Source organism: Polaribacter sp. IC073 (assembly GCF_007997075.1).
Classification (GTDB): Bacteria; Bacteroidota; Bacteroidia; order Flavobacteriales; family Flavobacteriaceae; genus Polaribacter.
The window spans coordinates 253,104-268,036 of record NZ_VORS01000006.1 but is presented as its reverse complement, the minus strand read 5'-3'; the positions used below and the strand labels follow the sequence as shown (position 1 = coordinate 268,036).

Below are 14,933 nucleotides of genomic sequence, written 5' to 3'. Positions count from 1 at the left end.
CACTAATTTTACATAATGGACAAATTTAATCCTGTAGCAATTATTGAACTAGAAAACTTTCTCATTGATAAAAACATTGAAAGGTTAAAAACTAATTTTATAAAAAGAAATTTTTGTAATGAAGATAAACCTGAAAATATTGATTATGAAAAAGGAATATTATATCATTATGACAGTTATAAAAATGATTTAGTTTCTACAAAATTTGAAGACTTTTTAAAAGAAGAATTATGGAGCATTACTAATAACATAAAATCTGAAATAGATTTATCTAACGCTCTATTAAATAATAAAGAGAAAACAAAATACTGGCAATCTATCTCAATTTCGTTTGATTACATTAAGACTAGAAATACAACTGTTTTTGATTTGTTTCCAGTTTGCTACAAACCTCAAGAAACAATAATAGAGTATCTCCAAAATAAATATCAGTACGATTCTTTGTCTCTATTTGAAGGGGTATCTTTTTTTACTATAAAGCCTAAATACACAAAAATCGATTTAAAAAAGATTTATACTTTTATTACTGAAGAGTTATTTTTAGATGATGAAATTTATTCCTTTGATGATTTTGTTTCAGTTTTTTTTGAAGAAAAAACAAATCAAACTTTAGTATTTAACTGTGAAACACCAGTAATAGTTAATATTCTTGATAATGTGAAACTACTTTTTACAGACTTAACAAGAAAAAGAATTGAAGAGTCAGCAAGATTTTTAACTAAACCTGGAGCAAAAAAAGCTAGTAAAATTATAACAGTTAATAATTATCAATCTAGTTTAAATAGGGCTAAAAAGCCAGAACTTACTCTTAATATTAAAAAGGTTAAACATTTTTTTAAGAATAATTTTTAGAATTAATCTCACACTTTTTCTCACACCTTAATTACACTTTTAACATTCTACATTTTTTAACATTTAGTTTTGCGGCATAACAGATGTCTAAATTTTATGCGCGCAAGACATCATTAAATTTAAACAAATGAAAAAAAATGTTGAACAACTTGAATTTTCTCAGGTGATGCAATTAATTGCACAAAAGGAAATACTAAGTTTTAAAGAAGCACTAATTTATTTAGACGTCAGCCAATCCTTTTTATACAAATTGACTTCAAAGAAAGCAATTGAGTTTACTAAACCAAACGGAGGTAAAATCTATTTCAAAAAGTCAGATTTGGACAATTGGATGCTACAGGTTAAAACAACTAGTGCAAGAGCTTTAGAAGAAAGCGTTTTCAATCACTTAAACAAAAATGGTAATGAGAAGAGAACAAATTGAAGAAAAAATTTATAGAAATCTACCAGAAACATTACAAAAACTAACGGAACCTTTTGAAAATAGAGAAAAAGATATAGTTCTACTTTCAAGCCTTGGTGTATTGAGTAATTGTTTGCCTAATATTTATGGTTTATATGATGGAGATACTATATATCCGCATCTATATTTAATGGTAATTGCACCTGCTGCTTCTGGGAAAGGCGTAATGAATTATTCCAGATTATTAATCGACCAGATTCATGATAAGGTATTTAACGAAAGTAAGATTGAATATTTGGTTTGTGAAGAAGCTAAAAAGAAAAACGATACTGAAAAATGTCCAGATATAAAAGCTAAGATTTTACCCGCTAATATTAGTAGTGCAGAAATGCATTCTTTTTTAGAATCTAGTGAATATGGCATGCTGATTATGGAATCTGAAGCCGATACATTAAGTAATATGCTAAAAAACGATTGGAGTAATTATTCAGACGTTTTGCGCAAAGCATTTCACCACGAGCCAATTTCAATTAGTAGAAAGTCAGAGAAAGTATTTGTAGATATTAAAGAACCAAAGTTAGCGATGGTAATTTCTGGAACACCAGACCAGTTAATGCCATTAATGAAGTCTAGAGAAAATGGACTTTTCTCAAGGTTCATGATTTATAGCTTTGATGAAATCACAAGTTTTAAAGATGTATTTGCCACAAAAAACAATAATACTAAAGTAGTATTTAAAAAGATTGGAGATGAAATATTTAAGCTATATGGAGAATTAGTAGACCTAAAAAAACAAATAGAATTTTGTTTTACTGATAGTCAAAAAAAGAGCTTTTTAGACATGATTAGACCTATAAGAGATGACATTATAGATAATCACTCACAGTCATTTATATCTAATTTACATAGACATGGATTAATTCTTTTTAGGATTGCAATGATATTAACTGTTTTAAGAAATAAATCAGATATGAATAAAGGAGAAAAACTGTATTGTTCTAACTTAGATTTTATAATTGCGACAAGATTAATGAAAAATTTATTAAGGCACTGTCAATTTATTTTTAACTCAGTTGAAAGTGGAGGAGGTTTGTCAATTCAAGATGAAACTATTTTAGATGATTTAACCACTATTTTTACAAGACAAAGAGCTGTTGAAATTGGTGCAAAACATGGCGTACCTAAAAGAACAATAGATGATAAATTGGTACAATGGCAAAAAAGAAGACTTATTTTTAAGCAAAGCGTAGGTAAATACAAAAAGCTATAATGTAACGATGTAATTACTGCAACTAATGTAATAACTGCCTCTATTCTGGGGCAGTTTATTTCAAAATTTAAAACAAAACATATGATAAGAGCAACAATTAAGTTAATGCTAGATGGGAAACCGATGGCTAATGGTAAATATGCACTTTATTTAAGAATATTAAAAGATAGAAAAGGAAAGAAGATTAGCTTAGGTCTCTGTTGTAAAAAAGAGCATTTTATAAATGAATCATTTACAAAACACCACCCAAGTTATCAGGTAGAAAACGAAATGCTTTTGAAACTAAAAGTAAAGGCTTTTGAGATTATAAGATCATTTCAATTAGAAGATATAGATTTTACACTCAATCAATTTGAAACAAAATTTAGAGGTAAGAAATCTTCTAAAATAACAGTATCTGAATTCTGGAAGGAAAAAATTTCAGATTTAAATAGTGCAGGAAGAACAGGAAATGCAAGAGCCTATAAAGACGTTTATAATTCGTTCTTTAAATTCCATGAAAATAAGAATTTAGTGTTTAGAGAAATTACACCTACTTTATTGGATAAATATGAAACTTATTTAAGAAGTAATAATAATACTGATGGTGGTATAGGTGTAAAAATGCGAGAATTAAGAGCCTTATTTAATGATGCGATTAAGAAAGATGTTGTAGATGAGAAGTACTATCCATTTAAGATTTATAAAGTTTCTAAGTTAAAAGGAAAAGGTATTAAGAAAGCTTTGACAAGAAATGAAATGAAGTTAATGGAAGCCATTAGCACTGCTGAAAACCCACATTTAATTGATGCTAAAAACTACATGTTGTTTAGTTATTATATGGGCGGAATGAACTTTGTTGATGTTATGAAGTTAAAATGGGAGAACATACAAGGAGATAGAATTTTATATATCCGTAGTAAAACTAAAGGCAGATTTTCAGTAAAAATGTTATCACCTGTAAAAAAAATAATAGCTTATTACAAGACTCAAAATAATGGAACAGATTATGTGTTTCCAATCTTATTAAAAGATAATTTGACTCCTATGCAGATTGAGAATAGAAAGCACAAAACCTTGAGTAAATTCAATAAACAACTCAAAGAGATTGCCAAGACTCAAGGAGTAGCGCAAAATGTCACTTCTTACGTAATTAGACATAGTTTCGCCACTAATTTAAAGTTTGCAGGAATCTCTACAGATTTAATTGGTAGTTCTATGGGACACGCTAATGTGAGTATTACACAAGCCTACCTTAAAGAGTTTGATGATGAGGTTATAGACGATGCAATGAGTAAATTATTGGAAGAACCCAGACTAAAATATGCTTCATAAAATTCTTAAAAAGACTCTCATTAATTTGAGGGTCTTTTTCATTATTGAGTGTAACGGTAAACAAAAAATTTAAAAATAATTCAATTAAAAATTAACCTTTAAAAATTTAAGATTATGGAATTAAAAAAGAGTAAAAGACAAAATGTAAAATTAAGATTAGGAATCTCTGGTGCCTCGGGTTTTGGTAAGAGTTATTCAGCACTATTACTTGCTTATGGAATGACACAAGATTGGAATAAAATAGCAATTATCGATACTGAAAATTCAAGTAGCTCTCTCTATAGCCATTTAGGTAGTTATAACGTATTAGACTTAGAATCTCCTTATAGCCCAGCTAGATATATTGAAGCAATAGAGCTGTGTGAAAAAGCAGATATAGAGGTAATTATTATCGATTCAATAACCCATGAGTGGAATGGTACAGGAGGTTGTTTAGATATTCATTCTAAACTTGGAGGTAGATTTCAGGATTGGGCTAATGTAACACCTCTTCATCAAAATTTTATAGATAAAATCTTACAATCTTCTTGCCATGTTATTACCACAACTAGAAGAAAAACAGATTACTCTTTAGATGTTGTTGGCAATGGAAGAACTCAAGTTATTAAGCATGGAACTAAAGAAATTACTCGTGAAGGTTTTGAGTATGAGTTGACTGTGAACTTTGAATTAATAAATGACCAACACCTAATCAAGGCAAGTAAAGACAGAACAGGACTTTTCATGAATAAACCTGAATTTATAGTCACTTCAAAAACAGGAGAGAGATTGTTAAAATGGTGCAATGCAGAACCTATTACAATTAAAGAAGTTTTAGAAAAGATAAATTCCTCATTATCTATATCTGCATTAACAAAACTGTATAATGAAAACCCTTCTTTTCAGAAACCATTAGAACCTCAGTTTAGAAGTAAAAAAGACCAGTTAGAACAATTAGTTAAACCTCAAAATTTTAGTAGCAATGGAGTTAGTACAAGTTAATAAAGAAAGCAATAAACCTGTAGTAAAAAAATCTTCAAATAGTATATATGAAGATTTTGGCTTACAGGTATTATCATCAAATAAGGAGTATAAACACAATCCTTTTATAGAAGCTAATACTAAAAGTATTAATCTTTCTACTTTAAAAAATGACTGTATAATACCAGTTTTTAGCAAGGATAATGAAAAAACTTTGGCACATCAAGAATTTATAGAAATAGCTCAAAACTGTGTAAGTAAAGTGTTTTCTAATCATATTATTGATGCTCCAGAAGTTAGGGTTTCACATCAGATCAAGGGAAGAACTGCTGATGCTATTTATAAACCAGTAAAAGAACTTTTAGACCATGAAAAGACACAGTATTTTGAAAGAATGGCGTTTATTATTAGAATACCATCTATTACAGAAAACATCAACGGAAATGATGTTGCATTAACTGTTGGTGGTGTTAGAAGCTATAACCAAGAAAACCTCTACAATAGAAAAACATTTGAGAAATTTAAGTTCTTCATTGGCTTCCAGAATATGGTATGCTGTAATATGTGTATTTCTACAGATGGTTATCAAGACGAAATGAGAGTTGGCAATTATTTAGAGTTACAGTCTAAAATTTTAGAATTAATTCAAGGATATAATGCTCAAAATCATTTACAAGAAATGAAGCAGTTATCCGAAAAGAATTTATCTGAAAAACAATTTGCTCAACTTATTGGTAGAACAAGATTATATAATTATTTACCTAAACAAGAGAAATCTCTAATTCCAGAATTATTATTGAATGATGGACAAATTTCTACAGTAGCTAAAGACTATTATTTAGATAATAGCTTTTGTAGAAATGACAATGGAGATATTAACTTGTGGAATGTTTATAATCTTTTTACAGGAGCTAATAAGAGCTCCTATATAGACTCTTTTCTGTCAAGAAACGTCAATGCTTTTGATTTTACAAAAGGATTGGGGAAAGCTATCAATGGAGATTCTAACCACCATTGGTTTTTGAGTTGAGTGATGCACCCTGTTTAATTACAGGGTGTTTTTTTATTTATATTAAAATTAATAGGTTTACAAAGATTATTACCTAAACCAAAAGGCACTAATTTTAAATGCTGTAATCTACCAATTATAACAGCAGGATGTGTTTTAAATTTATTAGCATAGTAAACAACATCTGATTCAGTTAATGGCTTGTTTTTTAAAATTTCTGTTTCTTCATCTTTGGTTAAAAGTACATTAGCAGAAAATTCATTTGCCTCATTTTCATAAGCTTGATTTTCCCCATCATATTCAATATTTTCTATAGATATATATTTTTTACCATGTAATAAAATATGACCAATTTCATGGAAAAAAGTAAACCAAAAAATATCATTCCTTCTGAACCTGCCACTTAACTGAATCAATGGGGTATTACCTAACCATCTAGTTGAACCATGAATAGGTGCCTTTGGCAAACAAGGTGTATGAACTACTTTTAATCCAATACTAATACATAATTTTTGAATTTTAGAAAAGAAATCAACTGGTTGTTTAGCCATTATTTCCTTTAATTCTGGAATTATTTTAATCAATTTACTTTTATTAAACTCTCCAACAACCAGGTTTTTAGCTTGAATTTCACCTTGTCTTAACCAAGCAGCTATTGCTCCAGCATTTTCATTGTTTTTTAAGGAGATTCTAAAATTAACTAAAAGCTTCTGATTAAAGTAAAAATCATAATACCCTTTAGTGCTAGATACTTCAAAGTAATCAAATAAGTTTATAACTTTAGCTTCTTTTTTTAATGTTGGTTCAACCCAGCCAAATGAAGCCATTTTTGCATATGGAAAATTTTTAGACCATTCAATTCCTTCTTCAATGGTTTTTTGATAAGCTATTCTTGCTAAATACTCGTCATAATTTCTTTGTCTATTCACCCAAAAATGTGCAGGAATTTTTAAAACCTGTTCAAATAATATTGCCATTTCAGAAGTTATATTACTCTTGCCATTTAATACATCTGAAATAGTTTTTTCTGGTTTACCTGTTCTAATAGCAAACTCTTTAGGACCCATATTATTTTCAAGTAAAATCTCTGATAAGGTTGTACCTGGGTGGGATACTGATTGAGGGTAATATTGCGTTAATGTTGCCATATTATTTTTTTTTGGGAGTTAATGATAGTCTTCAATTTCAATAATTTCAATTCCTTTAATTTCTATCCAAATATACTGTCCATCATCATTAGAAGGAATTGGGTTTTCCAGTGGTACAAAAATTAATCTGTAAGGATGAACTAAATTACAAGCCCATTGCCCTTTTCTATTTTTAACTAACTCATGATATTTGCCTGGTAAGTACCTAACATCTTCAAGAGTTTCTGCTGCTGTTAAATCATCAAGCCTTTGTTTGTAAAGTTCAGATTGTCTTTTTCCAAGCTTTTTAACAGCCAAGCTATCATCATTGGCATATTTTTTTAGTTTATTAGTATTGAATTCAATTTTCATGCAAATATATATATTTTTATTAACATTAAGTGTTAATAAAAAATTAAGATTTATTATTTATTAAATTTTACTTCTATTTTAATTGTTGAGGTTATTTTAAATAACTTACTTTATTAACTATTCTCTACTATTTCAATTTCTTCTTGTGTTAAACCATACAAATCATAAACCATTGCATCAATTTCATTATCTGTGGTATCTATTTTAGTTTTGAGTTCTATTGCTTTTTGTTGTTCTTTTAAAAAGTAATCTTCCCATTCTGCTTTTTGAGAAAGTGAAAGTGCTACTTTTTTCTTTTTAAGTTCTTTTAAAAAATCTGCATAATTCAACTCATACCAAGATTCTAGTTTTTTAGATAGCTTATCTATTTGCTCAAATTCTCTTTGTAATGTTCTTTGGAATTTTGAGGATATTTCTTGCAAATTTTTGTTTAATAAAAGCATTAAATCCGCTTTCTCTATAAAGGGTTGCTGAAAACTTGGAATTTTTATCGGAATTGTTTCTATGTAAGGTCTTCTAAAGTCTAAATACCCTCCTTGTAACGTAGATGCTTTAGACTTTAAATAAAAAAACACAACTTTAGAGTTCAATATTGGTATAAGAAATTTATCATCAGTAGATATAAAGAAGTTATTGTCTGATAATGAAAACTCTCCAGATGAATCAAAATAAAAATTACATTGATTGTTAATTCTTGGATAAATTATTTTAGGTTTAAATAAGTAATCAGCATTTTTACTACCATATCTGCTCAAACACCACCAATTAAACCTTCCTTGTTTTACTTCTGGTCTTTTAGATAAAATCTCTTTATTTTTAATAAGATAATTTTTAATATTGTCATCAAATTCTAAATCATATTCCCAAGGGATAAACAAAAGGTATAAGTCACTGAATATTAATGAGTTTCTTTTAACTTCTTTACCAGTTACAATTTTTCTAATAAATTCTTTATTCTTATCATTAATAAGCTTTTCATAAGTTTCTTTTTCTATAATAAAAACTTCATTTTTACCAGTTGAAACTCCTCTAAATATTTTATCACTAACAATTTCCTTTAATGATTTAGTATCAGTATATAATTTCTGAAGTAATTCAGCACTTTTAATATTTTGAAATTGCCAATATTCATCACCTAAAGAAGAATATTTTACTTTTACTTCTTTTTCTTTTAATCTATTGATAGGGTCATGAGTATTCTCTCTTTTATTTATTTCTGAATATAAAAATGAGTCCGCTTTATGTTCAGTATTCTTATTTAACACATATATAATTGGGTATGTAGTAGCATCATCAAAAACAGAGTAGTCATCAAAGTCATAAATTAATTCTAAATTTCCCTCTTCTTTAATAACCTTTCTGATTTCTTTTCCATAAGTTGCTTTTAAAAATTTATTAGGTAGAATAAAAGAAAACAATCCTTTTTCATTCATTAAATTAATCCCTTTTTCAATAAAATAGGTATATAAATCTGCTACACTATTATAGCACTTATAATTTTTCTCTAAATATGGTTTTATCTCTTTAAATAATTCTTGTCTTACATAAGGAGGATTCCCAATTACAACATCAAAGCCACCTTTCTCAAATATATGTGGAAACTCTTGTTGCCAATTAAACGCTTTATCTCCTGCAATTTCAGGGTCATCAATTAAACTATTTCCACATTTAAGATTATTGTTTAAATCATTCAGTTTTCTATTAGATTGCGCGGTTCTTAACCATAAAGAAAGTTTTGCTATTTCTACAGATTCATCATTTAAATCAACACCAAATAAGTTGTTTTCTAAGATGCTTTTTTCAACATCACTTAATACCATTGCATCACCAAATAATTTGGCTTGTAACTCATCTATATAGCTATGTTCACTTATTAAAAAATCTAAAGCTTGGTTTAAAAATGCTCCGGAACCACAAGCTGGGTCACAGATTGTTACTTGCAATAACCAATTTCTATAGGTAGTTAATTTATCAACTAAACCCTTAATAGTTTTCTTTTGTCTTTTCTTATCTGTACTATAATCTTCATCAATTAATTGAAGTTCAACTTTCTTTTCAACACACAATTTACCTACTGTATTTTCTACAATGTATTTTGTGATGTATTTAGGCGTGTAAAAAACACCATCTTTTTTTCTTTTAGATTTAGATTTGTCAACTACTTGTCCTTCTAATTCGGCTTTAACCTCATCCAATTCATTTAATGAATTTTCAAAAATATGTCCTAAAATATTAACATCAACCTCACTATCAAAATCATAATCAGATAATTTTAAAGTGTGTTTGTATAATAAATCATCATCAATGATAACAGTATCTAAAACGATATTTGGTTTAAATAAACCCCCATTATAGGCATAAACATCATATTGTTTTCCTTTAAAACCAGTATTTAAATATCCGAAGTACTTTTTAAACCGATCAAATAAAGGAGTATAGGCATCTAATTCCTGTAATTTTTTCCATTGCGTTAAAATTAAACGTACAGAATTTGGAGGTAACAATTGTCTGTCTTCTGCAAAGAATAAAAACAAGAATCTGTCTAATAAAGTTTGAGATTCCTTAAATAAAGTTAAGCTGTCATATTGTGGATTTAATTGTATTAAATTTTGATGCAATTCTCTTTTAAACAAAGAGTAATCTTTATATAGGCTTTTGGTAATTACATCTTCTTCGCTTAAAGAGTCTTTTTTAATTTTATTTGCAACGTCTTTACTCAAATTTTCATATCCTAAACAGAGATATAAAAGCTCAAAATCCTTTTCAGTTAAAGTAAATAGGTTAAACTCAATATGCTCTATAGCATTATCTATATAAAATCTTATTTTCTCAAAATTAGAAGTGATTACATAAGTACATTTTGGTTGATTATTTTTGTATCCAAAAGCTTGCACTTCTATTTTGCCTAAATCTGTAGTATTTGTCCCTTTTAGCTCAATTACAGCCTTTACCTCATCATTTACAACAATTGCCCCATCTGCCTTTTTACTATCCTTTACATTCTTGTATTCAGTAGTAATATTAAAATTTGGAGTTGGATTTTTAGTATAACCCAATACATTTACAAAAAGGTCAATTATAAAACCACCTTGATATTGTTCTTCTTTACTATTTCTAATATTCTCTTGAATAGTAGGATTCTGAAAATGATTTTTAAAGAGATTCCATTTTATAGAAATTTCCTCTTTATTTTGAGACTTTAAGTATTTAGTAATAACTGTATTTTGAAATAAGGACATGGTTTGAAGTAAATTTAATAGAATAGCTTTTTTCTCAAATGTAAGAAAATGGTTTCAAAATTTTTTGGTAAAAAAAATTATAATAAAAAATTTTCAAAAGGTTGTGAGTTCTCTGATTACCTATATAAAAACCCTCACATATGCCTGGGAAAGGAAACTCCGCCCCACCACTTATATACAAGTAAATTTTTCAGGCAGAAATAATAAATTCAAGGTGATAGTTGAGATTTATATTCTGTAGATAATTTATTTTTTGTGTGGTTATTTTATAAATTCAAAAACTTAAAACAATGGTTAGAATTATTGGTTACAAAGAAAGAAACAAAGAAGACGGAACAGCATTTTTTGTTCTGGAACTTCAAGGTGGCATTGAAATGGTTAAGTCCAAAGAAACAGGCAATTTCTATGCAACAGCCAAGAAAGCATACATACCCTCAACATTTACTGAAGAGGTGTGTTCAGCATTAATAGGAACAGAAATGGATGGTAGAATTATTAAAGAAACTTGTGAAGACTTTACATATACTATCAAAGAAACAGGTGAAGAAGTAACTTTAAATCATAGATGGGTTTACACCACAGATGAGGTTGTAAAGCAAAAAGCACCTGTAAAGCAAGAACATAATGTAATTGCTAATGCAAATGTGTTTTCTCAAAATGGCATATTAGAACATGCAGAGTAATTAAATTATAGAGATGTTGCTTTTTAAGTAACATCTCTTTTTTAAATTTAAAATTATGAAGATTTCAGAAATTAAAGTTTCTTATACCAACGATAATAAAAACAATTTTAAAATAACAAGCAGTCAGACTTCTTATGAAGCTTTTTTAGATTCTTGGGATAAAGATATTATTGAGTTACAGGAAGAATTTAAAATCTTACTTTTAAGCAGAAGTAATCAGGTTTTAGGAATTTATTCTTTATCTAAAGGTAGTACCTCTGCAACTATTGTAGATGCTAAACTTGTATTTTCTGTTGCATTAAAATGTAACGCTGCAAGTATTATAATTGCCCATAATCATCCAAGTAATAATTTAAAACCAAGTCAAGCTGATAAATCGTTAACTAAAAAATTAAAAACGGCAGGAGAATATTTAGATGTAAAGTTATTAGATCATATTATTGTAACAAGTGGAGGTTATTATAGCTTTTCTGATAATTGTGAATTGTAGTATTATACCTGTAGCAATAATTTCTAAATAGAAACCTGTATTAAATCTGTTTTTAATTCTACTCACTATATATTAGGATAGTTTTTTCTCTAGGTCTTAAAAATCCATTTTTTACTGTAAAACTATATAAGGTTTTGCAGTAGTTTTTGGATAATTTATCTTTTTTAAGTTTTAATAATGAAGATGCACAGCTAACTAAAAACAGCCACTTTTAAAGGTTAATTATTATCTTGGACCACCTAGTAAATTTGTGACTATTTTCTTAAGGTACTTTTTTAAAAAATCTTCTCATTTTTTTTTATTTCTAGAGGTGAGAGATGTCTTAAACGAGAATGTAATCTTTCTGTATTTTATCAAATAATATAGTCATCAATAATCAAGTCTAAAATTTGTAATATAATTATGCAAACACATTTGTAAGCCTAAAAAGGAAGAACTCTATGTTCTTAACACCTCTAAATTGTACTTTAAAAGCTTTCATTTTTGCGTTAAAATATTCAGCAGAAGTATCTGTACCTCCATTGCCAAAATAGTTGAGGATGTTTAGATATATTCTTCTAGATATGCTATTGAAGCTTTTAAACTGCGTTTGCCTCACTTTTTGAGACTACTTTACGGTCTTACTTAAACCAGAGTTTTTATCTTCTGTATGAGTATAGATACAAGATAAATTTTGGCATAGTTTGTAGTTTTTTCTAAACTTAGATATCGTTCGGATAGTATTTTAGCCCTTTTAAGTTTGATTTTCAGTCCATTCACAGCTGTATTTACGGAGAAAAAATCTACTCCAGGCTAATAATTGTTTTAATTTATCTGTGTTTTAAATAGTTTTGGAGCATATTTTAATGATTTCCTTGTTCAATTTTGTCAATTTCATTAAGTTTTTTCAATAAGACGAGGTGTAACTATAAATAAAAAAGGGCATACTTCCATTGATTTGAAGATGTATGTAATTATGCTAAAAAACACTGCTAAAGAATTATTTGAAGGGATATTAAAGAGGTGGTTTATTAAGAGGAGAAGCTTTTTAATGAGCGAATTATCAATCTTTAAATACGTAAAGTTCTTTATTTATATGCGGCTTAGAAGCGCATATAGAAGGCTTAATACAAATATCACGCTGCTACTTACATGGTATGATAATTATGAATTAAATATTTTAAACACAAAGAACATAATTGATGGTTCTTTTTATGATTTAAAAGACATACTTAGAAATGATGATGTATTAATTAAAGAAAGAAAAATAAAGTTATTATGAATTTTTCTAAAGGACAAAACTTTCTAGAGTTTTCTGATTGGTTTACAACGGATGATAATTGTAAGAAATACTTGGCGGATATTAAACGGAAAGATGGCTTTCAATGTGTTAAATATGCGCATAAGAAGTCTCAAATAAGGAAATATTCTTCAAGAACATGTAATATTTATTCTCATTAAGAATCGGCTACTTCAAAGACTCTTTTCACATGGTTAAGTTTGGTGTTAGAAAAGCTTTTTTATCGTTTTTCAAGTGAGTACAAGTACCAAAAGCCTTTCAGCAAGCTATGCTGTTGTTTGTTTTGATATGACAGAAAAAACAGCTCGTTTATGCATACTTAAAACTAGAAAAGCTATGAGAAGTAGCGGAAATAATCCTATGACTAGTATTATTCATATTGACGAATTTGTTATTGGAGGACGAGAAAAAGATAAGGTAGTAGAATTTATAATACAAATAAAATCAGGCTATCACTGCGGTTGAACTTACTGAAGAAGGAAAAGTAATAAGAATGTATGGGATGAGAGGTGAAGATTTTTCAGAGAGTTCTTTACAGTCTATTTTATGAACCATATAAGTCTAGAAGTTTAAAGTAATAACTGATAATTGGAGGGGAACAGACCCATTGCTAATGCCTATGATATTAAACACATTGAAAGTAATGTAGGTATGAACTTTAAAGCGCTTCTTACGATGATCCATCAATTGAAATTTTGGATAAGAATAACCTATTCTTTGGAAAGTGACTTTAATAAAAACAGCTATTTTAATGAATTTTGTTTCAGAATAAATTGCTCACAAATTAAAGCAACAATACTCAATAGCTTAATAAGTAAAATGGCTTTACAATATAAAGTGCATCACAATAAAGTTACGAGAAAATAACCCAACCATTTTGTCCACATGAAAAATAAAACGTAAAAGGCGAACTATTTTATACATTATGATCTTTTTTCAATGTTTCGGGCAACTACTTTTTTTGATAAGTCGACTCCAGTAGTGATATCTATATCATGTTTGTGTATTGAATATTGCCGTTTTGTTTGTGAGGGTTTCCTACGGAAAACTAACAGTATACAAAAACGCACCGATCTTTTTAGTTTAGCTAAATATAATAATTTTTAATAAATGTTGTTTTGCATGTGGTTTTCCTATTTTAATTGATTTTTTACTATTTTTTCCAATTCATTTTGTTTAAAGACAAACCAAGATTATCGAAAATTTGAATGGTCTATTTTTTACTTAAAATTTTGAAAAGTTTTTTCTGCTGTAAGAGAACTTTTAATTTTGGTCATTTAACTGCTTGATAAATCGTTCTATTATTTTAAATGATTCGAAACTTTCTAGTATCTCAATTTTTATAAATTCTTCTTTTTTCTAAATCCCTTTGGAAAGTCTCTTTAAATTTTTCTCCGTCTTAAATTTGTGAAAAATTGGGAATTGCTATAATTTCGTTCGTTTTCAAATTGTAGTATATTCATTTCCGCAATCTAATTCTTGCGTAATTTCTTTAACTATACTTTGTTTTGAATTATCCATAAAAACATCCATGTTCATCTTTTTTTATGATTTCTATGATTTCCCCTAAATGAGTAGATTCAGGAAAAGGTTTGTATATTTCCCATTTTCCGCTAGCTCTCATCCAATATAAATTCCATTTTTTTTTGGATTTATAATGTCTAATTTTTGCAAAATCAATTTGTTCCATTTTTTTTGGGTTGTCCCATTCAGGTCTGATTTCAAATAGAATTATAACTTTTCCGCCATATGAATACCCGATATCCACTTGTTTACGAACTTCAATGTTTTCAGGTCGTAAAGATTCTACATACTCTTTAATAGTAGAATCGTTTATGTCAATCGTAGTGTTTTTCATTATGTTTCATTTTTTTAGCTTGCGCACAACTGAAATTATGGTTTACAGAAAATCCTTTACAAACTTTAATTATGCAA

At 28.1% G+C, this 14,933-nt stretch carries 14 protein-coding genes and 1 pseudogene; 10 read left to right on the top strand and 5 right to left on the bottom strand.

Annotated features, from left to right (window positions below; all coding sequences use genetic code 11):
- Positions 1 to 15: 15 nt before the first annotated feature.
- The 6 genes from ES045_RS10870 to ES045_RS10845 all read left to right on the top strand — a co-directional run bounded on the left by ES045_RS10870 (position 16) and on the right by ES045_RS10845 (position 5,829).
- Positions 16 to 852: a hypothetical protein gene (locus ES045_RS10870; RefSeq protein WP_147116310.1), complete on the top strand. Its 837-nt coding sequence runs from the start codon at positions 16 to 18 to the stop codon at positions 850 to 852.
- A 127-nt stretch (positions 853 to 979) separates the two neighbouring features.
- Entirely contained in the window at positions 980 to 1,276 is a 297-nt protein-coding gene (locus ES045_RS10865) for a helix-turn-helix domain-containing protein (RefSeq protein ID WP_147116309.1), read from the top strand.
- The gene (locus ES045_RS10860) at positions 1,257 to 2,525 is read left to right on the top strand and encodes a DUF3987 domain-containing protein (RefSeq protein WP_189663084.1); all 1,269 of its coding nucleotides are present in this window, start codon (positions 1,257 to 1,259) and stop codon (positions 2,523 to 2,525) included. Before ES045_RS10865 ends, ES045_RS10860 begins: the two co-directional genes overlap by 20 nt.
- A gap of 81 nt (positions 2,526 to 2,606) precedes the next feature.
- Entirely contained in the window at positions 2,607 to 3,839 is a 1,233-nt protein-coding gene (locus tag ES045_RS10855) for a site-specific integrase (protein WP_147116307.1), read from the top strand.
- 114 nt (positions 3,840 to 3,953) lie between these two features.
- Complete coding sequence (locus ES045_RS10850) at positions 3,954 to 4,820, top strand: AAA family ATPase (RefSeq protein WP_147116306.1); 867 nt, start codon at positions 3,954 to 3,956, stop codon at positions 4,818 to 4,820.
- Entirely contained in the window at positions 4,801 to 5,829 is a 1,029-nt protein-coding gene (locus ES045_RS10845; protein ID WP_147116305.1) for a DUF3871 family protein, read from the top strand. The genes ES045_RS10850 and ES045_RS10845 overlap by 20 nt, the downstream gene beginning before the upstream one ends.
- A 14-nt stretch (positions 5,830 to 5,843) precedes the next feature.
- On the opposite strand, the gene ES045_RS10840 is transcribed toward ES045_RS10845, so the two are convergent.
- From ES045_RS10840 to ES045_RS10830, 3 genes are all read right to left on the bottom strand, one after another.
- Positions 5,844 to 6,956, bottom strand: coding sequence for an ImmA/IrrE family metallo-endopeptidase (locus ES045_RS10840; protein WP_147116304.1), 1,113 nt, complete (start codon positions 6,954 to 6,956; stop codon positions 5,844 to 5,846).
- Between the two features lie 18 nt (positions 6,957 to 6,974).
- Positions 6,975 to 7,307: a type II toxin-antitoxin system RelE/ParE family toxin gene (locus ES045_RS10835; protein ID WP_147116303.1), complete on the bottom strand. Its 333-nt coding sequence runs from the start codon at positions 7,305 to 7,307 to the stop codon at positions 6,975 to 6,977.
- A gap of 113 nt (positions 7,308 to 7,420) precedes the next feature.
- Positions 7,421 to 10,546 (bottom strand): Eco57I restriction-modification methylase domain-containing protein, encoded by a 3,126-nt coding sequence (locus ES045_RS10830; RefSeq protein WP_147116302.1) that lies wholly within the window; start codon positions 10,544 to 10,546, stop codon positions 7,421 to 7,423.
- Between the two features lie 290 nt (positions 10,547 to 10,836).
- Between ES045_RS10830 and ES045_RS10825 the strand changes: the two genes are divergently transcribed.
- A complete protein-coding gene (locus ES045_RS10825) occupies positions 10,837 to 11,229 on the top strand; it encodes a hypothetical protein (protein ID WP_147116301.1) in 393 nt (130 codons plus the stop codon).
- A 55-nt stretch (positions 11,230 to 11,284) separates the two neighbouring features.
- Positions 11,285 to 11,719 (top strand): JAB domain-containing protein, encoded by a 435-nt coding sequence (locus tag ES045_RS10820; RefSeq protein ID WP_147116300.1) that lies wholly within the window; start codon positions 11,285 to 11,287, stop codon positions 11,717 to 11,719.
- A gap of 400 nt (positions 11,720 to 12,119) precedes the next feature.
- On the opposite strand, the gene ES045_RS10815 is transcribed toward ES045_RS10820, so the two are convergent.
- On the bottom strand, positions 12,120 to 12,317 hold the full coding sequence (locus ES045_RS10815) for a transposase (protein WP_147116299.1): 198 nt from the start codon (positions 12,315 to 12,317) through the stop codon (positions 12,120 to 12,122).
- Between the two features lie 432 nt (positions 12,318 to 12,749).
- Here ES045_RS10815 and ES045_RS16415 point away from each other — a divergent pair, with 432 nt between their 5' ends.
- Both ES045_RS16415 and ES045_RS10810 read left to right on the top strand, forming a co-directional pair.
- A complete protein-coding gene (locus tag ES045_RS16415) occupies positions 12,750 to 12,980 on the top strand; it encodes a hypothetical protein (RefSeq protein WP_189663083.1) in 231 nt (76 codons plus the stop codon).
- Positions 12,977 to 13,865: pseudogene (locus ES045_RS10810) on the top strand (IS1595 family transposase). The gene ES045_RS16415 and the pseudogene ES045_RS10810 overlap by 4 nt, the downstream one beginning before the upstream one ends.
- A 646-nt stretch (positions 13,866 to 14,511) precedes the next feature.
- Here ES045_RS10810 and ES045_RS10800 read toward each other — a convergent pair.
- Positions 14,512 to 14,856, bottom strand: a complete 345-nt coding sequence (locus ES045_RS10800; RefSeq protein WP_147116298.1) for a DUF3024 domain-containing protein — start codon at positions 14,854 to 14,856, stop codon at positions 14,512 to 14,514.
- Positions 14,857 to 14,933: the final 77 nt, after the last annotated feature.